This is a genomic window from Candidatus Obscuribacterales bacterium (assembly GCA_036703605.1).
In the GTDB taxonomy this organism is placed as follows: domain Bacteria; phylum Cyanobacteriota; class Cyanobacteriia; order RECH01; family RECH01; genus RECH01.
In genome coordinates, this window is sequence record DATNRH010001146.1 from 1 (window position 1) to 21,873 (window position 21,873).

17 protein-coding genes are annotated in these 21,873 nt (G+C 55.2%); 9 read left to right on the forward strand and 8 right to left on the reverse strand.

Annotated elements, in window-relative coordinates:
• From V6D20_23665 to V6D20_23685, 5 genes are all read right to left on the reverse strand, one after another.
• Window positions 1-373 (reverse strand): hypothetical protein (locus tag V6D20_23665; protein HEY9818778.1); only part of this gene is annotated, 373 nt, incomplete at its 3' end.
• Window positions 374-922: 549 nt separating this feature from the next.
• The gene (locus V6D20_23670; GenBank protein ID HEY9818779.1) at window positions 923-2,284 is read right to left on the reverse strand and encodes an SLBB domain-containing protein; all 1,362 of its coding nucleotides are present in this window, start codon (window positions 2,282-2,284) and stop codon (window positions 923-925) included.
• Between the two features lie 402 nt (window positions 2,285-2,686).
• Window positions 2,687-2,986, reverse strand: coding sequence for a hypothetical protein (locus V6D20_23675; GenBank protein ID HEY9818780.1), 300 nt, complete (start codon window positions 2,984-2,986; stop codon window positions 2,687-2,689).
• 144 nt (window positions 2,987-3,130) lie between these two features.
• A complete protein-coding gene (pdxA, locus tag V6D20_23680) occupies window positions 3,131-4,234 on the reverse strand; it encodes a 4-hydroxythreonine-4-phosphate dehydrogenase PdxA (GenBank protein HEY9818781.1) in 1,104 nt (367 codons plus the stop codon).
• A gap of 144 nt (window positions 4,235-4,378) precedes the next feature.
• A complete protein-coding gene (locus V6D20_23685) occupies window positions 4,379-4,516 on the reverse strand; it encodes a hypothetical protein (GenBank protein HEY9818782.1) in 138 nt (45 codons plus the stop codon).
• Between the two features lie 326 nt (window positions 4,517-4,842).
• Between V6D20_23685 and V6D20_23690 the strand changes: the two genes are divergently transcribed.
• The 7 genes from V6D20_23690 to V6D20_23720 all read left to right on the forward strand — a co-directional run bounded on the left by V6D20_23690 (window position 4,843) and on the right by V6D20_23720 (window position 13,900).
• On the forward strand, window positions 4,843-5,823 hold the full coding sequence (locus V6D20_23690; protein ID HEY9818783.1) for an SDR family oxidoreductase: 981 nt from the start codon (window positions 4,843-4,845) through the stop codon (window positions 5,821-5,823).
• A 173-nt stretch (window positions 5,824-5,996) separates the two neighbouring features.
• Window positions 5,997-6,392: a photosystem II protein Psb27 gene (gene psb27, locus V6D20_23695; GenBank protein ID HEY9818784.1), complete on the forward strand. Its 396-nt coding sequence runs from the start codon at window positions 5,997-5,999 to the stop codon at window positions 6,390-6,392.
• A gap of 181 nt (window positions 6,393-6,573) precedes the next feature.
• The gene (gene recQ, locus V6D20_23700; protein ID HEY9818785.1) at window positions 6,574-8,775 is read left to right on the forward strand and encodes a DNA helicase RecQ; all 2,202 of its coding nucleotides are present in this window, start codon (window positions 6,574-6,576) and stop codon (window positions 8,773-8,775) included.
• 123 nt (window positions 8,776-8,898) lie between these two features.
• Complete coding sequence (locus tag V6D20_23705; protein HEY9818786.1) at window positions 8,899-9,597, forward strand: hypothetical protein; 699 nt, start codon at window positions 8,899-8,901, stop codon at window positions 9,595-9,597.
• A gap of 12 nt (window positions 9,598-9,609) precedes the next feature.
• On the forward strand, window positions 9,610-10,500 hold the full coding sequence (locus tag V6D20_23710) for a pentapeptide repeat-containing protein (protein ID HEY9818787.1): 891 nt from the start codon (window positions 9,610-9,612) through the stop codon (window positions 10,498-10,500).
• Between the two features lie 161 nt (window positions 10,501-10,661).
• Window positions 10,662-12,302: a glycosyltransferase family 39 protein gene (locus V6D20_23715; protein ID HEY9818788.1), complete on the forward strand. Its 1,641-nt coding sequence runs from the start codon at window positions 10,662-10,664 to the stop codon at window positions 12,300-12,302.
• The gene (locus tag V6D20_23720; GenBank protein ID HEY9818789.1) at window positions 12,299-13,900 is read left to right on the forward strand and encodes a glycosyltransferase family 39 protein; all 1,602 of its coding nucleotides are present in this window, start codon (window positions 12,299-12,301) and stop codon (window positions 13,898-13,900) included. Before V6D20_23715 ends, V6D20_23720 begins: the two co-directional genes overlap by 4 nt.
• A 242-nt stretch (window positions 13,901-14,142) precedes the next feature.
• Here the strand turns inward: V6D20_23720 and V6D20_23725 are convergent, their stop codons facing one another.
• Entirely contained in the window at window positions 14,143-14,568 is a 426-nt protein-coding gene (locus V6D20_23725) for a hypothetical protein (protein ID HEY9818790.1), read from the reverse strand.
• Window positions 14,565-15,815 (reverse strand): AI-2E family transporter, encoded by a 1,251-nt coding sequence (locus V6D20_23730; protein ID HEY9818791.1) that lies wholly within the window; start codon window positions 15,813-15,815, stop codon window positions 14,565-14,567. Before V6D20_23730 ends, V6D20_23725 begins: the two co-directional genes overlap by 4 nt.
• A gap of 219 nt (window positions 15,816-16,034) precedes the next feature.
• Here V6D20_23730 and trmFO point away from each other — a divergent pair, with 219 nt between their 5' ends.
• The gene (trmFO, locus tag V6D20_23735) at window positions 16,035-17,426 is read left to right on the forward strand and encodes an FADH(2)-oxidizing methylenetetrahydrofolate--tRNA-(uracil(54)-C(5))-methyltransferase TrmFO (protein ID HEY9818792.1); all 1,392 of its coding nucleotides are present in this window, start codon (window positions 16,035-16,037) and stop codon (window positions 17,424-17,426) included.
• Window positions 17,427-17,546: 120 nt separating this feature from the next.
• On the opposite strand, the gene recJ is transcribed toward trmFO, so the two are convergent.
• Window positions 17,547-21,068 (reverse strand): single-stranded-DNA-specific exonuclease RecJ, encoded by a 3,522-nt coding sequence (gene recJ / locus V6D20_23740; protein ID HEY9818793.1) that lies wholly within the window; start codon window positions 21,066-21,068, stop codon window positions 17,547-17,549.
• Window positions 21,069-21,488: 420 nt separating this feature from the next.
• Between recJ and V6D20_23745 the strand changes: the two genes are divergently transcribed.
• The coding region (locus V6D20_23745; protein ID HEY9818794.1) for a saccharopine dehydrogenase NADP-binding domain-containing protein at window positions 21,489-21,873 on the forward strand (385 nt) is incomplete at its 3' end.

Sequence of the window (21,873 nt, forward strand, 5' to 3'; positions counted from 1 at the left end):
CCCCCGATCGCCCCACCTCCCATTGTTGATTAGCCTGAAACCCCAGGCCGGTAAACTCACCATTGATCCTGCCCACATACATGGCAGAGACCTCTAGGGATGGAAATAGATCGTGGTGATTCCAGAAATGCTGCGAGAGGCTGGCCGGATCATCCAAATCCACATACCCCATCAAAATGGCATTGGCATTGACTTGGTTAACTACGAGGGGAACATCGAGGAAGCGCTGTAGCTGCTGATCAATGCGATCGCTAATTTCCGTGCGTAAACTGGCAGTCACCTGCTCAACAGCTTGTTGACCATTGCGCAGCGACAGCCATCCTACTAAACCAACCGTGCCAAAAACCTGTACCACAAAGGGTACAACCAACAAAACTCTTAGTGGCACAGACCGAGCCTGAGGGGTCAAGGTCAGCCGGGATCGTTTCCAAGGTATGGGCATGATGCAGAAGAATGATGCTGAGAGGAAGGGCTATGCCCTAGGTCTACACACCCCGATGGTCGCAACCCGCATAGTAGTAGACACAAACGTTACCTACTACGGACACCATGACATATCCTGCGATCGCCCATCTCTAGACTATATGGCAACTCTTCTCTAGAAGTTGCTTAAAGCACCACTATCACACGACAGAACCTGATAGAAACTGTCACAAAGCATTCCCAAAGTACCTGACATTTAGTCTGTCACGTCTTCAATACAATATAAGCTAACTCACAGCACAGGACAGCAAACATGTCCCGACAATCCTTAACTATTTATTTATGAACTATTTATCTATGGATTCATGTATAGAAGGTTAATACAGCATCTCATCATGGGTCAACGCCTAGGCAATCGCGTCAAGACCTGAACGGTAAAATCTTCGAGCGCTATACCTTCATCGAACCCACGTTCTGGCAAGATTCAACCTGCAAGCTATCAGAGTCCTAGTAAGCGCAGCAGACTAGCCACACCGGTGACAGGCGACAGGAGTAGCCCCAGAGTATCGCTGAAGCTGGCTAGCCCCGATCGCCCCACCAGCACCGTATCGCCGGGGCGCAGAGATGGATTGTCAGCCGCATTCAGGGTTTCCGACAAATCGACATCAATGCTCTCTTGCAGAATAGTGCCATCGGGATTCAGACGTACCAGTTCCACCCGACTGCGCCGAGCGCGGTTGTTAAACCCACCCGCCGCTAGGATCGCCTGGTTGAGAGAGGTGCTGGGAGGAAGGGCGATCGCCCCCGGAGCACCCACCTCGCCCACCACATAGACCGTCATGGAATCCGCCGCAAAGCTAGCTGACGCCAGTTCCGCCAGTTCCGCCGACGTTAGCGCTGTAGCCGTGGGCACCACAATCGTGTCACCATTTTGCAGCGGCAAATCTTGCTGTAGGTTTCCCGCCATCAGCAACTCCCAAAAATCCACCGGGATCACCTGTTCTTGACCGGTGTGGGTGACCCGCCGCACTTGAATATCGCGAATATCGGCCAGTTGGGTAATGCCGCCCGCCACCCGAATCGCTTGACTCACTGTCAAGGCCTCCAGTCCATCATTACTGCTGGTGAGATTGGTATTCAGCCGCAGGGTATGGGGCCCGGGGCGGTTCACCTCACCCACCACCGCTACCTGAATCGGCTGGGTGGCATCCGCTGCAAAATTGGCCGCCGCCAGCCGCCGAGATTCCTCGGGGTTCACGGTCGTTGCGGTGGGGATCACAATCGAGTCGCCATCCCGCAGGGTCAGATCTTGGCGGATATCTCCAGCTTGGATCAAGTCCCATAGATTAATCGTCACCACCTCGGTGCCCAGGGTGCGATCGCTCACCCGGCGAATCTGAATCCGGCGCACATCTGCCGACTGGGTCACCCCTCCAGCTTCCTGAAGCACCTGGGTGAGCGTTGAGGGGCTATCAGGACTGGCGGCAGCCAAGGTGTAGGAACCAGGACGGCTAATTTCACCCGCGATCGCTACGGTCACGGGTCGCGCCTGAAGCAAATTGAGGCTAATAATAGGACGGCGCAGAACTTGGGCATAGCGCGCCGTGATCGCCTGAGTGGCTTGCTCCAGAGTTAAGCCTTCCACAGCGATCGTTCCTGCCTGGGGCAAATGCAGCGTACCGTCAGACAGAACTTGGTATTGATCGGTATATTCAGGAATATTGAAAAATTCAACATTGAGGCGATCGCCCGCTCCTAAGACATAGCGCGTTGGGCTAGAGATCTGCTGCGCCACCCATCCGTCCATAGCCATACTGGCTTGGGGTAGACCAAGACCAGCCACGATCTGAGCCACTGCCATACCACCAGCCACCCATCGCCACCATCGAGTATCCATATGCCTATGCGATCGCATTCAGATTCGCCTGTATAAACTACGCCTCCGTTCCTATTTGCAGACGATCGCCCCTATCATCAGGACGTCTCTCTTGCCTAGGATTCTGGCGATGCATGCCCTTGCCTGACCTCTCGCGCTGTTCAACAAGCGATCGCGCTTTAGATTCACCTATCACCCCTATTGGTCAGGTCTTAGAGCAGAGACTTGTCCAAGTATCTAGAAGTTTCCCAAGCCATCCTCCCCAAAGGCTCCAATAACAATGCCCCTGAACCAACCTGTTCAAGGGCACTAATGCTCATAGCAGAAAGCTTTGACTCACTAAAGTTTCATCGAGGTGCCGTCAGCATACCTGCAAATCCCCGTGTCTTAAGAAGGATGGGTGGGACGACGACGATACCGTTCCGCCAGCCAGGCCCACACCTGAAACTGCGGAACACCAAAAATTGACCAGCCGCTACTTGGATCGTAGGCATTCCACAACGTTTCGCCCGACGACGTTCTATACGTCCAAATGACTGGCTCACTGGCATCATGGCGCAGCCGCTGCACCCACAGCCGACAAAGGTGAGTTAGCCGCTGCAGGGCATTTCTCTGCGGTTCACAAGCATACTCTGGATACAGCAAGCGCTCCAATGCTTCACGGACTTTAGTATCATCGAAACCCATTATTTTAACCTCCCGCTATGAGCGACAACTGTAGCCTACGTATCCAATTTAACGAAAAACCACGATCAACGAGAGCGATCGCGGCAAAACCTTACATTGGTTTACCTACGCAGGAGGGCTGGGCAGGATGGTCTACGGAAGGGGCTACAGAGCGTTGGAACTGGGAGGCTTCACGCGCTGGCGGGCCAGGTCTTCCCCAAGCTGGAGCGCGGCCAGAAAACTGGTGGCATCTGCCTTCCCCTGACCGGCAATATCAAACGCCGTCCCGTGGTCGGGAGAGGTGCGCACAAAGGGTAAGCCGATGGTGGTATTCACGGCGCGATCGAAGGCCATTAATTTCACAGGAATCAGCCCTTGATCGTGGTACAGCGCCAGGTAGGCATCGTGGGCTTCCACCGGACGAGTGCCAAACCAAGCCTGCCCCGGCTTCACCCAAAGGGTATCGGGGGGCGTCAGGCCATCGAGCTGGGCCTGGGGAAAGCGCTGGCGCTGGTCGTCCAGCCACCCCTGAAGCCAATCCACCTCTTCGCGGCCCAACTGTCCCTGTTCGCCGCTGTGGGGATTGAGTCCGGCGATGGCGATGCGCGGCTGCGGCAGACCAACGTCATGGTGCAGGCAATCCATCAACAGCTCTAGCTTCAGAGTCATTAAGGCTGGCGTTAAGGTTTGGGGCACAGCGGCCAGCGGGATATGAGTGGTGGCCAAGAGCGATCGCAGCATCCAACCGGTGAGGGGCGATCGCGCTACAAACATCATGCCAAACCGCGATACCCCAGCCCGCTCTGCTAAGAGTTCCGTTTGTCCAGGATAGGCATGGCCCGCCGCTAGCCAGGCCGACTTGGCAATGGGAGCTGTCACCACGCCATCAAACTGCCCTGCCAAAGTTTGATCGATCGCCTCCGACAAAAACTGAAAGCTCGCTTCGCCACTAGCTGCATTGCCCACCCCCCAGCGTACGGCCCGCAGATCGGCTGAGGCTATACCCACATCGATCAACGGCACCGCATCCGGTTCCACCACAGGCACTCCCAGATCCTGTAAGCGATCGTAGGTCTTCACCAGTACCGCCCGGCTACCGACCACCGTCACCGGCACGGCATCCTCGGGACGCTGATAGAGCGATCGCATCACCACTTCAGGGCCAATGCCCGCTGGATCTCCGAGGGCGATCGCCAGCCGAGGCAGCCTTGCCTGATCAGCCAAATCCGATGATGGATCGAAATCCGATTGCGGACGGGATAACACCATAACGTTACATTACTAAACAATGAGCGGAAACAGGGGGTAATCATTCCCCCAACGACTGGGAGGATTCCGGATGGAGCGCAGACCCAAACTGCCTTAGAATACTCTAGGCGGATGTTCAACATCGATCCTAGACAGCCCCAAGTCCTAGGGCAACCGAGGGGCGATCGCGGCTTTTGATAAGCCCACGATGATGTCTAGAAGCGATCGCTGTTGAGCCTGATTCTTCATCATGACGTTAGGGAGACATAGTTTAGATGAGTAGCGAATTTTATAATGCTGCATTTCTGTCGTTTACCTTGATCCTCGTCGGCCTAGCCATGGGGTTTTTGCTGCTCAAGCTGCAGGGTGGCGAAGAGTAATTCAACGGCGAGGGGCTTGAATATGCAAGTCCCTGCCTTGGCTCTCTATCAACTAGAATCCTTGCCTGGCAAGCATTACACCTATATATAGTCCGATCAGATCCAACGGTGATCTGCGGCTCTTTAAGTCTTCACAGGATCTACACAGGATTTCTATCCTGGCAACACTAGCTATATGAGAAAAGGCTAACCACTTTCTGATAACATCTTATAAAAAGTTAATGTTTTGCAATTGAGATTAAATCCCTCATGACTTTACTGATTGTCGGTGCCACAGGTACGTTGGGAAGGCAGGTCACCCGTCGCGCCCTAGATGAGGGATTTCAGGTTCGCTGCCTGGTTCGCAGTGCCCGCAAAGCATCGTTTCTCAAAGAGTGGGGAGCGGAGTTAGCCCTAGGCGACCTCACCCTCCCTGAGACCCTGCCTGCAGCCTTTGAAGGGGTGACGGCCGTGATTGATGCCTCTACCTCACGCGCCACCGATTCGGTGCCCATTAAGGCAGTTGATTGGGACGGCAAGGTTGCTCTAATCCAGGCAGCCAAAGCCGCCAACGTCGAGCGATTTATCTTCTTCTCCATTCTAGGTGTCGAAGACCATCCCGACGTGCCATTGATGCAAATCAAGCACTGCACAGAACAGTTTTTGCAAGAGTCGGGCGTTCCCTACACCGTCTTACGGCTATGCGGCTTTTTCCAAGGCTTGATTAGCCAGTATGCCATTCCCATCCTAGAGAAACAGGCGGTGTGGGTGATGGGGAACACGTCTCCCATTGCCTATATGGACACCCAGGATATTGCTCGGTTTGCGGTACGCGCCCTGCAAGTTCCCGAAACCGAAAACCGCGTTTTTCCCGTGGTGGGCAACCGGGCCTGGAGTGCCTACGAAATTATTCGCGTCTGCGAGCGCATGTCGGGGCAAGAGGCTAAGGTTACCCGAATGCCTATTGGTCTGCTGAGAAGCATTCGACGGGTAGCCCTCTTCTTTGAATGGACGTGGAACGTCGCCGATCGCTTAGCCTTTACAGAAGTAATTGCCTCGGGTAAGCCCCTAGACGCCTCTATGGATGAAACCTACGAGGTCTTTGGGCTTGATCGCAGTGAAACTGGCACCTTGGAAGATTATCTCAAAGAATACTTCAGCCGCATTATGAAGAAGCTGAAGGAATTGGAGTATGAGCGGGAGAAGCGCATGAAAAAGAAGCGCACGCCTTTCAAAACCCCTAAGTCTTAATCCATCAAGGCAGCGATCGCCCTTTCATCCCTAGGGCTCACGCAGGGCTACACCGTGTCAAGATAGGATGATATGAGACTCAAGTTTGAACGTTGTGGGGATGAGATGCCCAAGGGCGATCGCCAAGCCACTGATACGTTTTCGTTCTGTTAAACCATGATGATTGAGGCATTATGAAAAGGATTTTATCTCGAATTTTTGCACTATTGTTGGTCTGTACAGTAGCTATGGGCTGTGCAGCATCGCCCGGCGGGCTGAGCGGCGACTATCGCCAAGATACCCTCAGCCTGATTGACACCCTGCGAACAGCCATTGAAATGCCAGAAGGCACCCCCGAAAAGGCAGGAGTCCAAGCTGACGCGCGGCAAATGATCAATGACTTTTCAGCTCGCTATCGCCGCAACGGCAGCTACACCCGCCTCAGCTCCTTCACCACTATGCAAACGGCTCTCAATGCCCTAGCCGGTCACTACAGCTCCTACCCCAATCGCCCCGTTCCAGCCAAGCTCCAAGATCGTTTAGAGCTAGAGTTCAAGCGCGTGGAAGCGGCCCTACGGCGAGGCGCTTAGCCCCATCGTTCAGCCAACATCGAGTTATCTAAACCGCCTCTAGCATCGATCTCCAGCGATCGATACCCAGAGGCGGTTTTTTTATGGCGATCGCTGCAAATCGGTAACCTCCCTCTAGCGATGGGAAGACAAATGTTCGTACAGTGGGGGATATTGGATAGCGCACTGACATAGACTGGACATGACTCTGCATTCAGCCCTAGCATCAACAACCCCAGCGTTTGACTCCCTGGAGCAGGCTCTTAAGCATTACTTTGGCTACGATCGCTTCCGGCCAGGCCAGCGACATATTGTCGAAACAGCCCTGCGGGGACAAGATCTGCTGGTGATTATGCCTACGGGGGGCGGGAAGTCGTTGTGCTATCAGTTGCCGGCGCTGCTCAAGCCGGGGCTGATGGTGGTGGTATCACCGTTGATTGCCTTGATGCAGGATCAGGTGGAAACCCTGAACGATAACGGCATTCCAGCAACGTTTCTCAACAGCAGTCTGTCCAATGAGCACGTCCAGCAGCGCACGGCCCAGCTTCTCCGGGGCGAGATTAAGTTGCTCTACGTGGCTCCAGAGCGGTTGCTGAACGATCGCTTCCTGCCGTTTCTCGATCGCCTCCATGATGCCTTGGGGCTGGTGGCGATCGCCATTGATGAGGCCCACTGCGTTTCGGAATGGGGGCATGACTTTCGTCCAGAATATCGGCAGCTCAGCCAGATCCGGCAGCGCTACCCAACGGTGCCGCTCCTTGCCCTCACCGCCACCGCCACTCGCCGCGTGCAGCAAGACATTGTAGTGCAGCTTGCCCTGCGCCAGCCAGATGTTTACGTCGCTAGCTTTAACCGACCGAACCTGTACTACGAAGTGCGGCCCAAGGAGCGCAACGCCTATGCCGATCTGCTGCGGGAAATTCGCAGTCATCGCCATGGTTCCTGCATTGTCTATTGCTTCAGCCGCAAGCTAGTGGATGAAACCGCCGATCGCCTCCAGCAAGACGGCATTGTCGCCCTGCCCTACCACGCAGGCTTAAGCGATCGCGTACGCACGGAAAATCAAACCCGGTTCATCCGGGATGATGTGCAGGTGATGGTGGCCACGGTGGCCTTTGGTATGGGTATTGATAAGCCCGATGTGCGCTTGGTGGTGCATTACAATCTGCCTCGGAACCTAGAAGGCTACTACCAGGAAGCGGGGCGAGCCGGTCGGGATGGGGAGCCCTCCCGCTGTTTACTGTTCTTCAACACCGGCGATATTAGCAAGATTAACTATTTAATTGACCAAAAACCTGACGAAGCCGAGCAGATGATCGCCCGGCAGCAGCTCCGTCAGGTGTTGGACTATGCCGAGGGGTTGGAATGTCGGCGGACGATTCAACTGCGCTACTTTGGGGAAGATTTCGGCGGCAACTGCCAGCAGTGTGATAACTGCCTGAACCCTAAGCCCATTGAAGATCGCACCGTTGATGCTCAGAAGTTCCTATCCTGCGTTGCTCGGTGCAAAGAACGATTTGGCATGAACTACATCATCGAGGTGTTGCGGGGCAGTCGATCGAGCAAGATCCAGCAGCGGGGGCATCACAAGTTGTCCACCTACGGCATCGGCAGCGATCGCTCTGCCGAGGACTGGAAACACCTAGGGCGATCGCTCTTACACCAGGGCCTGCTGGATGAAACCAGCGATGGCTATTCGGTATTGCGGCTGAATGCCCGCAGTTGGGAGGTGATGCGAGGGCAGCGACCGGTGCAGATGGTTGCTACGCGTTCTCAGCGCTCCAGCGTGGCCGACGATAGCCAAGCCGCGTCCACCCGTGAACTGTTGATGGATCTGTTGCGATCGCTGCGGAAAACCATCGCCAATGAGCAATCGGTGCCGCCCTACGTGATTTTTGCCGACTCCAGTCTACGACTGATGGTACAAAGCCGACCCACCACCTTGGAGGAATTCGCCTCAATTTCTGGCGTCGGCAGCCACAAACTCACCCAGTATGGGCCGCGCTTCACCGAGACGATTCGCCAATTTTGCCAAGAGCATGGCCTCTTAGCCGAGACCACTACACCTGTAGCAGACGAACCGACCTCTAAGCCGCCGCTCTCCGCCCGCCGCCGCCAAATCCTGAACCTACACCAGCAGGGTATCGCTCCTGCCCAGATTGCTTTGGAATGTGACCTGCGGTTGGGGACTATCTACGACAACCTAGCGACCTTGATTGAATGGGGCGAAGTGATCGACGTGGATCAACTGGTAGATCCCGAGCGGCAGCAGGCTATTTTGAGGGCGATCGCCCAGGTGGGAGATGATGCCCTGCGGACGATTCGCGACCAGGTGGGAGAGGATTACGACTTTAACGAAATCCGCATCATGCGATCGGTATGGCGGATGCAGCAGCTCTTGTGAGCCGGTCAAGTTCTAGCGAGCCTGCCCGAATCCTTCAGGTTTTCGAGGGCATAGCGCGGTACACTCAGGGGGCACCATCGTGGTGGAATCGGGGCGTTCTGGCAGCTTGTTGAGCCGAGCCGAATGTCCCCTTCATCGCGACTGGATGTAACGATACCACTTGTCAGCACGGAGAGACGGATTTTGGGGGCAGAACTGCGAAGCTACGTATATCTCGATAGTTTACAAGCACAGCACGCTGCCTACATTGGCACCGTATCACTAGGTTTTTTGCCGCTGCCGGGGGACGCCTCGCTGTGGGTTGAAATTTCGCCAGGCGTAGAAATTAATCGCATCACCGACGTGGCGTTGAAGGCGGCGGCTGTGCGGCCGGGGGTGCAGTTTGTCGAACGGCTGTACGGACTCTTAGAAGTGCATTCCACCAATCAGGGGGAGACCCGCGCCGCAGGGCAGGCGATCTTGGAAGCCCTCGGGGTGCGCCAGCAAGATTGCTTGCGTCCGAAGATTGTGTCTAGCCAGATTATCCGCAATATTGATGCCCACCAAGCGCAGTTGATTAACCGCAACCGGCGGGGACAGATGATCTTGGCAGGACAAACGCTCTATGTGCTAGAGGTGCAGCCAGCGGCCTATGCGGCCCTAGCGGCCAACCAAGCTGAGAAAGCAGCGTTGATCAACATTTTGCAGGTGGGAGCTGTGGGCAGCTTTGGGCGGCTCTACTTGGGGGGTGAAGAACGGGATATTTTGGCAGGGTCGGCGGCGGCGATCGCCTCCTTGGAAGATGCACCAGGGCGCGATCACGGCACAGGCAGTCAGGAATAGGATGGAGGAGGTATGGCAAACTACGACCATTTAGCACTCTTGAAACAGGGATCCGATCGCTGGCACGCATGGCGATCGCACCATCCTGGGCAAGTCTTAGACCTCAGTGAGGTGCGGTTGGCCGGGGTGTATTTCAAAGACACTGACCTGAGCCGCATCAACTTTCGGGGAGCGGATTTAAGTCAAACGGTGCTGACGGCGGCCAATCTCCAAGGGGCCGACCTCAGCCATGCCAACCTCTCGCGATCGGAGCTTAGCCATACCCGCTTGCAGGGAGCTGAGTTCGTCGGCGCAGACCTATCCTATGCCCAGCTCTCCCACGCCAATCTCAGCCATGCTAATTTGATTAGCGCCAACCTGCGCGGCGTGATCCTACGCGACGCCGACGTCAGCCATGCCAATTTAGTCGGCGTGGATCTGCAAGACGCTCACCTAGAACGGGCAAACCTGAACCAAGCCACCCTGAACCGGGCTAATCTGCGGGATGCCTATTTAGTCTCTGCCCACTTGAACCAGGCTGTGTTTGACCATGCCAGTCTAGTCGGCACCCAGTTGGTGAGCGCCTTTCTATACGGGGCAATCTTTCGCCAGGCTAACTTGAACACCGCCAATTTCTTACGGGCCTATGCCTTAGACGCCGATTTCCAACAGGCTAATCTTGTCCAGGCTGACCTCCGCTGGGCCATGCTGCAGCGATCGCAGTTCCAACAGGCCGACCTCACCCAGGCCAATTTGCGGGGGGCAGACCTGCGGGGCGCTAATTTTCGAGGTGCCTGCCTGCGCGGGGCCAATCTAGAAGACGCCAAGCTGGATCGGGCCGATCTCACCCAGGCTGATTTGAGCGACACAAACCTTAACCCAACCCAACTTCGCTATACGATGATGGAAAGCGATCGCTCCTGATCGGTCTGACCTCTAGGGCAGGGTTGAACGGTTCGAGCCCAGTCAAACTAAGCCAGAGATCTTCATGGGAATACGATGCTAGGAGCGATCGCCTGAAGCTGCATGGATTGTGCAGCATTCCTCTCGTAGTTCAGTTGCATCCATTTCTTTCTATTGCATCTATGACTCTCACGCAAGATCCACAGATCCAGGATCGTCTAGCAAAACGCCTGTTTCCTCGCCTGAGAACGGTGGCGATCGCCTTCCTACTCATCGGGGTCATGCTACGAGTTGTATTTCTAGAGCAAGAATTTTTCTGGGGAGACGAGGTGCTCACCGCCCTGCGTATCTCCGGCTATTCTGAAGTGACGGTCGTCGATCAGCTGTACCAGGGACAAGTCCTAGAGGCCCAAGATCTACAGGCCTACCAGCAGCCCCAGGCCAGTCCCGGTTGGGGATCGGTGTGGGCGGTGCTCACCGATCATCCGGAGCATCCTCCCCTATACTATGTCCTAAATCGCGTTTGGACTCGTCTGGTGGGCCTCTGGAGCGATCGCCCTGTGCCGACCGTACGCAGCCTATCCGTAGTGTTCAGTTTAGCCACCTTACCCTTAGCCTTTGCCTGGCTACGACAGTGTTTGAGCAGTCGGGTAGCCTGGATGGCGATCGCCCTGATGGCGGTGTCTCCCCTGCATGTGCTCTATGCCCAAGAAGCTCGGCAATATAGCCTGTGGATGCTGTTGATGGTGGCGTCTAATTGGGCCGTGATGCGGGCCGTGGAACAGTCCACTCGGGCTAGGTGGGGGATCTATGCCCTAACAGCCATCTTGGGCCTATATACCCATCTCTTGTTTAGCCTGGTGTTACTCAGTCAAGGCATCTACGTGATAGCCAGCCAAGGAGGGCGCATCGGAGCTATTTTCTGGCGCTATGGACAAGCGATCGCCCTAGCCCTGCTAGCCTTTAGCCCTTGGCTGTGGGTGATCATAACCCGGTTTGAGGGTCTACAGCGTACGGTACAGCAAGCCCAAAACCATCGCTCGGTGATCGACCTCGTGCAGGACTTGTCTCGATTGATTAACCGGGTGTTTTTTAACGCCGATCTCACCTGGGCTAATGGCATCCTTGTGCTGCTGATTGGAGCCGTAGTCTACCAACTCTGGCGGCGATCGCTCACCCCCGCTACGGTGTTGGTCTTGAGTTTGATAGTCGTACCTTTTATGGTGCTAGCAATACCAGATCTGATCACCGGCAGTGCTCAGTCGGCACGGGTGCGCTATATGATTCCTGCTTATCTGGGCATTCAATGGGCGATCGCTCTGCAATTTTCCCAGGGTATCTACACCCAGCAGCGTTGGCAGCGAAGCCTTGGGCGGTTTGGCTGGAGTTTGCTCTTGGTGGGATCTGTGTCTGGAAGTTTAGTCGGTGTCTATCAAACCGACGTGCCCTGGATCAATGGCGGCAAGGTGCGCGATTACTTGGCCATTGCTGAGGTGATTAATGCTCAGGATGCTCCTCGGATCGTCAGTGATACAAGACCGGTGAGAGCGATCGCCCTTAGCTACCGACTCAAGCCAGAGGTCACCCTACAGTTATTCCCCCCCTCCGTCGATCAGTTAGCAGAAATAACCCCATCTCGGTTACGCGATCGCACCTTAGCTCCTATTTCCAGCCGTGGCATGAACCTAGAGGCGATAGAGCAGGAGACAGCTTGGGTGGTGGATCCATCACCCGATTTTCAGGCCCATTTAGCATCCTTAGGACGCCTAACCATGAAGCATGAGGGGCAACATCTACAACTCTGGGAGTGGACACGCCGGTGACCATAGCACCCTTAAAGCAATGGCTACGGTGGGGGGCGATCGCCCTATTGGTGATCGGTATCCTATTCCGGTTTGGCAACCTAGGCAAAAAGGTGTACTGGATTGATGAAACCTATACCTCCCTGAGGATATCCGGCTATGGGGAGCAGGAACTGATCACCCAGACCTACACCGGTGAGGTGATCACCGTTGCCGATTTGCAAAGCTTCCAGAAACTGGGTCCCGATCGTACCTGGACAGATACCTTAAAATCCCTGAGCGAGTCCCCCCAACATCCACCCCTTTATTTTTTACTCGGACGACTGTGGATACAGATATGGGGAGCTAGTCCCGCTACAGTGCGATCGCTCTCGGCGCTGCTCAGCTTACTCACCTTTCCTGCTCTCTATTGGCTAGGGCGCGAGTTATTTGAGAGTTCCACACCTCGATGGCTAGCGATCGCCTGCGTAGCTGTCTCTCCCTTCCATGTACTCTATGCCCAAGAGGCTCGGCAATACAGTTTATGGACAGCTCTGACCATTGCCAGCGGAGCCGCTCTCCTGGGGGCCATGCGTCTGACCCAAGCCACGGTTCCTCCCCAACGACGCTGGCTAGCTTGGAGCACCTATACCCTGCTGCTGGCTACGAGTTTCTACACTTTTTTGCTGACGGGTCTGGTGGCGATCGCCCATGGCGTCTTCATTGGCATCCGTACGTGGCAAAAGCGGAAGCGATCGCTGCTGCTATCGTATTTAGTCGCTACAACATCAGCCATTCTGCTCTTTGCCCCGTGGCTATGGGTGATGATCAACCATGCCCAGCGGGTGAGCAATACGGCCGCTTGGGCGAATGAACGGTTTTCCTTAGATTGGCTGATTCTCCGCTGGTTACTGTACCCCATCAACCAGTTCCTGGATCTGAACCTAGGCGATCGCTATTTGACCTCTCCTGCCATCCTTTTAATGGTGGCGATGGTGGCACTCATCGTCTATGCGGTCATCGTCGTTGCCCGCGAAGCCCCACCCCTCACCGCTCAATTTATCTTAGTCACCACCGCTGTTCCAGCCCTGATCCTGATCCTACCTGATTTACTCTTAGGGGGACAGCGATCGGGCACTGCTCGCTACATGATACCCGTTTATATTGGACTACAGCTTGCGGTCGTCTATGCCCTCAGCCTACGCCTTGAGACAAGCACCCGCGCCCGCTGGCAGCTCATCACCCTGGGAGTTTTGGCATCTGGTATCGTATCCTGCGGCATCAGCAGCCAAGCCACGCTGTGGTGGACAAAAAGCCCAGATAAGCATCAGCACAATCATCGCATCGTGGCGGCCCTGAGCCAAAGCGATCGCCCCCTGGTGATCAGCGATGATTCGACAGAACTCAGCACCTGCTTTGCCTGTCGAATGCTCACCCTAAGTTATGATCTACCACCCGAGACTCGCCTGCAACTGGTGCGATCGCCTCAAATTCCTGTATTGCCAAGCGATCGTCCCGATGTATTTGTCATTAGCCCATCGCGCCGGCTAGTCCGAAGACTGGAAGACCAAGGCTATACATCACGACTGGTGTTCGAAGCTGATCGGGTTTGGTTTTGGCAGTTGACGCCTGATCAGTAGGTAGTCATCCCTAAACTCTGGTGGACGTTACTGAATACAGCGTTGCTGAATCGATTATGAATCGCAACATCTACCCTCACCCCAGCCTTCTACCACAAGGAGAGGGGACAAGAATTTTAGCTCCCTTCTCCCTGGGGAGAAGGGTTGGGGATGAGGGCAATTCATAATCGATTCAGCAACGCTGAGTTTTCGACTCATAACGTGATCGAACTCAGGTCATTAGAGTGAGAATCGGGAGAATATCATAATGTGCGAAACAGATATCCAATTCCTAGCCCCAGACCTAACCCCGTAAACGAGACCAGCGACAAAATAACGAAGGAGCGCCAGCGGCTCTGCTGCCATTGCTGCAACTCTAGCCGGGCCAGCAACTCGGCGGCTAACACCATAACCACGTAACTAAATATCCGTATCCAAACGAGTGCGATAACCACGAGAAAGGCTGCACAGATAATGGTGGTGAAGTAGCCAACATCCGACGTAAGCCACGAGCGGATGAGGGTTCGCACCCCTTTTGAAAAAGTGGTGAGCAACAGGGCTTCCGCAAGGGTAAACGCTAGCACGGCGACCCAAGCTATCCAGGTGACGTGGGCAGCATATAAGAACCAGCTAAAGGTGGTATAAGCCAGCAACAGTAATCCAAGGGCTAGCCAAGGCAGTTTAGTCACGACAAAGATTCGGATTCAAAAGGGTCGGATGGAGGAGGTGGATCATTGGTGAGAGGTGATTCAGGGGCGATCGCTTGAGGATAAACATCTTCGGCAGTTGCCCCAGGAACACTGTCGAGGGTAGCCGCAACGCTGAGCCAGGATGAAGCATCGCCAGCAGGAGCCCGATTGTTCATGATCGAATCTGGAAGGGTAGCGATCGCTGGTTCGGGATAGTGGTCTGACGTCCATCGATCCATCACATCGCGAATCAGCACTTCTTCAATCAAGACTTTGACGACAACAGTGAGAGGCAGGGCCAGCAAGAGCCCCAGAAAGCCAAAGGTGGCGGCAAAAAAGATTTGGGCGATCAGGGTCATGGCAGGCAATAGGGAAACCTGCTTGGCCATGACAGTTGGCGTTAGCCAGTAGCTTTCAATATTCTGAATGACGATATAGAGAATGATGACGGGAATGGCCTTCCAAGGTGCGTCAATCAGGGCGATCGTTAGCGGGAAGATGAGGCTGAGGGTAGGGCCAATATTGGGAATGAAGTTGAGTAAGCCGGCTAGAAGTGCATGGGCTAGAACTAAGCGAATGCCAAGAACCAGCAATCCCAATCCACTGAGCAGCCCTAAGGTGACGGAGCTAATGACAATGCCGCCAAACCAATTGCCTAGGGCTGATTCACATTCCACGAGAATGGTGTCAACACGACGGCGATAGAAGGATGGGAAAGCTTGGATGACAGCTTGTCGGTAGGGCTGGGGGTTGGCCAAAAGCATCAAGGTAATCACAATGACGACCAAGAGCTGGAACACCACTGCTAGGGAGTTGGAAAACAGCGCAAAGAAGTTACTCAGAATATTCTGAACAAGCGGCTGAATCTGTTGGGCTAGGTTGGAAATGCTGGAGAGTTCAAGCTGTTCTGCAAAAAGTTCTGGATTATTCTGAATAATGCCATCTAGCCAGTTGGTAATTTGCTGAAATCCCTTGGGCAGGAGTTCTAGAAGGCTGAGAAACTGTTCAGTGAAGGGCGGAACAATCACCTGCACAAAGATTCCACCCACCAAGGCTAATCCAATCATAGCGATGAGGATAGCTAGCCCTCGGCGGATGCCAAATTTTTGGATGCGTCGTACAAGGCTATTAATAGCCGTAGCTAAGACCACAGCCGTGAAAACCAAGAGCAGCATTTGGCGAATTTGCCATAGCAGCACCAGGGCGATCGCTAGACACAGTATCCCAATCCACTCTCCTAATTTCACCTGCTTCACTCCTGCACGTAGGCGCTTACATACTATCTAACCTCACCCCTGGTTGGTTGACGAGAGCAGGTTTTGATCGGTCATCCTTGGCGATCGCTTCTCAAAATCCGCTAGGCTGGTTAGAGGCGATCGCCCCACCTCTGGTTCAATGCCGTTTTGGGCAACCCAGCAGGCATGGGGAAAGCACTGTTCACTCGTTCTAGCGCATTTGGAATCAGCATGACCGTAACGACACAGCCGGTTCACGTCATTGGCGGCGGCCTGGCCGGCACAGAGGCGGCTTGGCAGGTAGCCCAGGCAGGGGTGCCCGTGATTTTACATGAAATGCGACCGCAGCAGGTTAGTCCGGCCCACCACACTGAGCATTTGGCCGAACTGGTGTGCAGTAACTCCTTTGGGGCCCGGGCCAGCGATCGCGCCTCAGGACTTCTCCATGCCGAATTGCGGCGCTTGGGGTCGGTGGTCATTGGTAAAGCGGATGACCATGCGGTCCCGGCTGGGGGAGCCTTGGCGGTGGATCGGGCAGTGTTTAGCCAAGATCTGACAGAAACCCTCAGCCGTCATCCCTTGATTGAACTACGGCGAGGAGAAGTCTCGACGATTCCCACCGATGCTGTTGTGGTGCTGACGACTGGGCCGTTGACCAGTGAGGCCTTGGCGGATGATTTGCGCCGGTTGACGGGCATGGAGTATTTGAGCTTTTTTGATGCCGCCAGTCCCATTGTGGTGGGAGAGTCGATTAATCAAGACATTGCCTTCTTGGCATCCCGCTATGATCGCGGGGAGGCAGCCTACCTCAATTGCCCGATGACCCAGGTGCAATATTTGAATTTTTGGCAGGCGCTCTGTGAAGCAGAACAGGCAGAATTAAAAGCTTTTGAACGAGAGACGGCTAAGTTTTTTGAAGGCTGCTTACCCATTGAGGAAATGGCGCGGCGCGGTGAGGATACCATGCGCTATGGGCCGCTGAAACCGGTGGGGCTCTTCGATGCGCGACATGGTGATTTTCGAGATCCCAATAATCGCGATAAACGTCCCTATGCAGTGGTACAGCTTCGCCAGGAGGACAAGGCTGGCCAACTTTGGAATATGGTTGGCTTTCAAACGAATTTGCGCTGGGGTGAACAAAAGCGGGTATTCCGCATGATCCCAGGCTTGGAGGCGGCGGAATTTGTGCGCATGGGCGTGATGCACCGCAATACGTTTATTAATACGCCAGAACTTCTGACCCGATCGCTGCAGTTCAAAACGCGGCCATCCCTGTTGGCCGCCGGGCAATTGGTGGGTACCGAAGGCTATACGGCGGCAGCGGCCGGGGGCTGGTTGGCGGGCACCAATGCAGCGCGGGTTGTCCAAGGGCGATCGCCCCTAGAGGTACCAGAAACGACGATGATGGGTGCCCTGATTGACTTTATCAGCAGCGCTTCACCGAAACACTTTCAGCCCATGCCGCCCAATTTTGGCATTTTGCCAGAGCTGCCCCAGCGCATCCGCAATAAGCAGGAACGCTACGGTACCTATCGCGATCGCGCCTTTCAAGACCTCGAACGCTGGGCTCAAGAGCAAAACCTGGTTCTGCAAGCGGGCGAGCTCAGTCCCCTATCTGCCTAAGAAAATAACCACGCCTGGTAGTCTGCACGACTATCTAGAGAGCGATCGCCATGGTAGGTTAAAGCCACTGACAACAGTTTGAGTATTTCCCCGGTTTCACCGCCGGGCTTTTTCATGGCTTCAGAACAGTCCAGGCTGGCGATCTGAGCCCCAGAGATACTGATGGAGCTGGTCAAACTGCCAGGCATAGAACAGTACCCCATCCTGTTGAGCGCGATCGCAGAGTTGAGCCAAGTGGGCGATCGCATCCACCGTCTCCTGATGCTGCATCGCTGGGGCTAGGGGATGCTGCCAGGTGCGCAAAAAGGTTTGAATTACGGTGCGATCGCTTTCTGCAATCAGAGGTGCTTGAACAGTTTTGAGCCGGTGGGATCCAGGATTCGGATCATCCAGGTCAGCATCTTCCGCGATTTGCCAGTGGTCTGCCAGCAGAGGCAGCAGCTCGGTTGCCGTATATTTTTTGCGCGCCAGCAACCGTAGACCCGCCACTTCAGGGGGCTGATCCTGCTCGACGAGGGCCGCCCGCAGATCTTTGAAGAAAGGTTGAATCACCTCCCGATCCACCGCCAGGCTGAAGCGATCGCCCGCCTCGGAATAGTCTGCAGCCTCGCCCCCATCCAGCCACTGAGCCTGATAGCTACGATAGGCAGCGGCTAGATCGGTCTGGCTACGGGCCTGTAAGCGTTCCCAGCGGGACTTGCCCACCAGAGCCATGAACCACTTGCGCATCTGGGGGGCAGAGAAAAGTGAGGATGCTGTCTGTAGTTCGTCTAAGGGCGAGCTGGCAGGGGGTAAGTCTAGATGCCGATCGGTGAGCAAGGGCAAAGCAGCGGCTGGATGCTCGGTATCTGCGGCAACGTTTGCAAGGACGGGGATTGGGTCAGAAGGTTGATAGGCTGACTCTTCTGACTCTGAGGTTAAGCCTAGCTCCGACGGAGGGCAACTAGAATCAGCAGCGGTCGGCTGACCTGGCGCTGCCGTCTCTTTTGCATAGGGTTGGGCCGGCTGCTTCGCACGTCGGGCCTGAAGTTGTGCTGCCGTCATTAATCCAGGAATGCTGGCCAGGTCTTGGGGTGGCTCATCATCAGAGGCATCCATCTGAGCCGATAAATAGAGATCGGCCACCACCGGCCCAGCCGAGACCGCTGCTCCTTCATTGGCAAGAGCTTCAATTTCTTGAGCAAGGGCTGCTTCATCGACGTCATCGACCTCGTCCCAATCGTCCTCCAGCTCGTGGTTGAGAACAGTTGCTTGAGCAGCCACCGCTTCATCGACGTCATCAACCTCATCCCAATCATCGTCTGGTTCATGGTTGAGAACGGTGGTGAAATGCTCCGACCCATCCGGATCGTTCATCTTTGGTACCGATGCGTCTCCATCGTCTACCCAATCCACCCTAGAGGTGAGGGCGATCGCCTCATCTAGCTCGGCCATCTCGCTATCTTGCTCAGACTCTGGCGCTGCAAACTCATCGGTAGGATCGACAGGGGTCACCTCCCGAGGATTCACCGCTGGGGTCGTCATATCAACCGGGGTCGCCGGCTGTAGAGCTTGGAGAGCAGCTCGGATCAGGTGAAAGTAAAACGGTTGGGCCACATCAATTTCAATAGCTTCGTCCCGCGATCGCCCCAACAATCCTCGCCGTTGTTCTGGCTGGAGGGCTAAAACCTGCCCCTGGGCATTTTGGATGCGCAGCTCTCGGGAAGTAGGGGTGATGGAGATACTGCAGGCATAGGGGCGATCGCCATGGGTAAACTCAACCCGCTGGGGAGGTAAATGCTGGAAACTAGCGTCAATGGGATGGTCAACAGGGGGCTCGGCAACCGGGTCAGGCAGGGGGGTAGCTGCATTGGGACGTACGCCGATCAGCTCTAGCTCTAAGGTGCGACTGTTATTCCATTCATTAATTTTGAGGCGGTAAGCAATATCAATCGGGCTAGGCAGGGGACAGTACTCGCCCCAACGCCAAGCGATCGCCTTGAAGGTCACCTCTTCGGCGGCATCTGAAATCTGCCCCAGGGTAAGCTTCAGGTGATCCTGGTTTTTCCCAATCACCCGCTGCTCCAACACCCGCACTGGGCCACTCCAAAACACCGGATCAGGATTTTCCATGCCGCAAGGATGCAGGCGATCAATTTGCTCACAAAGGTGCAGACTTAGGTCTTGAAAGTCAGCCTGGGCATCCACAGTCACCAAGGGTTTTAAATGCTGGGGCATCAACTGCTGATTAGCGGAGAGACTAAGGCGAAACCGAAATTCATCAAGATGTTCAGCCTTGAGAGAGAAACCGCCCGCAGCCCGGTGTCCGCCATATTTCTCCAGCACCGTTTCTGTAAACTGGAGGGCTTTAAACACGTTGAATTCTGGAATGCCTCGGGCCGAGCCGCGAATGTGTTGCTGATCTTCTTGCTCATAGGTACCGATGAAGACCGGCACGCCGTAGCGTTCCACCAATCGGGAGGCGACAATGCCAATCACGCCATGGTGCCAACCAGGCTGCACCACCACCAAAACCCGATCATTCATCAGGTCGGGCTGGGTCGCCTCACACCAAGCGATCGCTTCTTGTTCAATTAATTCACAGAGGCGCTGCCGATGCTGGTTAATTTGTTCACACACCATGGCCAGCTCCAGAGCCCGCCCAGGATCATCCGTGGTCAGCAGCTCAATCACAACCTGGGGATCGGCAATGCGCCCTACGGCATTGATGCGAGGGCCCAGACGGAATCCGATCGCTTCTGGCTTCAGGGCCTTGTCTTCATTAGCCAAACCCGCTACTTGGATTAAGGCCTGAATGCCCAGGATGCGAGAGCGCGGTAAAAGCTTCAACCCCCGCCGCACCCAGCGCCGATTAACGCCGGTGAGGGGAGCGAGGTCGGCAATGGTGCCCAAGGTGAACAACTCCAGCAGCGGCGTGGTCAGATCCTTAGTCTGCTGGAGGGCTTGGGCCAAACATACGGCAAGAATGTAGGCGACACCGACCCCAGCAACACCGCTGTAGGGCGATGCGATGTCGAGGAGTTTGGGGTTTAAGATGGCGTTGGCTGGGGGGAGCTGGGGAGGAAGGTCATGGTGGTCGGTGATAATCACCACTAACCCAAGTTCACGGGCATAGGCGATCGGGTCATAAGCCGCGATGCCGTTGTCTACCGTCAAAATGATCCGCACGCCGTCGGCATGGAAGTCTTCAACGATGCGGCGATTAATGCCGTAGCCTTCGCTCATGCGACTGGGAATGGCATAGTCTACCTGGGCTCCTAAGTAACGCAGCGATCGCAGCAGCAGGGCCGTGCTGGTCATACCGTCAGCATCATAGTCGCCGCAGATGGCAATCTTATGGTGGTGGGCGATCGCATCCAGCAACAGGTCTAGGGCGGTGGCTAGGTCAGGAAATTCCTCCAAGGGCGAGGGCAGTTGCACAACCTCGGGGTTCACAAAATGGTGAGCTGCCGCTACGGACTCGATGCCGCGATTGACCAAAACCTGGGCCAGCAACGGGGGTAAGCCTAGCCCTTGGGCAATATCAGCCACTTGATCAGGCTGGGGTTTAGCAATCCGCCAGCGCTGGTCGGGCAATGATCCACGCCGAGTTTTGCGAGAGCTGGCCAGGGTATCTTGGCTAAACGCCGGGCGGGATTGCATAACGTTGAGTACGGAGGATTGTGGCACGATTCGCTTGACCTAGAGAATAGCAACGCAGCACCAAAGAGACAACTACATTAAAGATGTAGGTTGGTTGCAGATGACCCAGGATAGCTGGACAATGGATCCCATGAGGAATGCCAATGTGGGACTCTAATTTCTCATCCTGAAACACTCTGAACGATTCTGAAACCCTTCGGATGCTAATCGACAGATGAACGGCTCGATGGGTGATCGGATCGATGGTATCGGTTCAATCACCGTCATATAGTTCATATGTTCTACAGTTGTAGCACAGGAGCAGCGATCGCCTCAAGCGTTCTGGATAGATCCTGTCCCCTGCCGTGAGATGGGGGATATCCAAGAGCACCAACCTCATTCACCATCCTTATTCTGGAGCCGTCGGACGTAAAACAGACCATGACTAAGCGTGTACTAGTATTGGGTGGTCGAGGGCGCATTGGCCAAGCAATTGTGGCAGATTTGCTCACCCATACCGATACAATCATCATGGCGACCGGGCGGCAGGGCGCAGTCATGTCCTCAGATCATCCCCAGCGCTTAGCCTATCAACGTCTGGAGCTGAATCAGCAATCGGCGCTCAACCAAGCGATCGCTTCGGTGGATTTGGTGATTCACTGTGCGGGGCCCTTTCACCACCGCGATGGCCGGGTGCTGCAAACCTGCATTCATCACCGGGTGAATTATATCGACATCAGCGATCATCGTGGCTTTACAGAGCGGGCGTTGGCCCAGCATGAGGCGGCGCAAGCGGCAGGAGTAACGGCGATCGTCAATGGGGGCA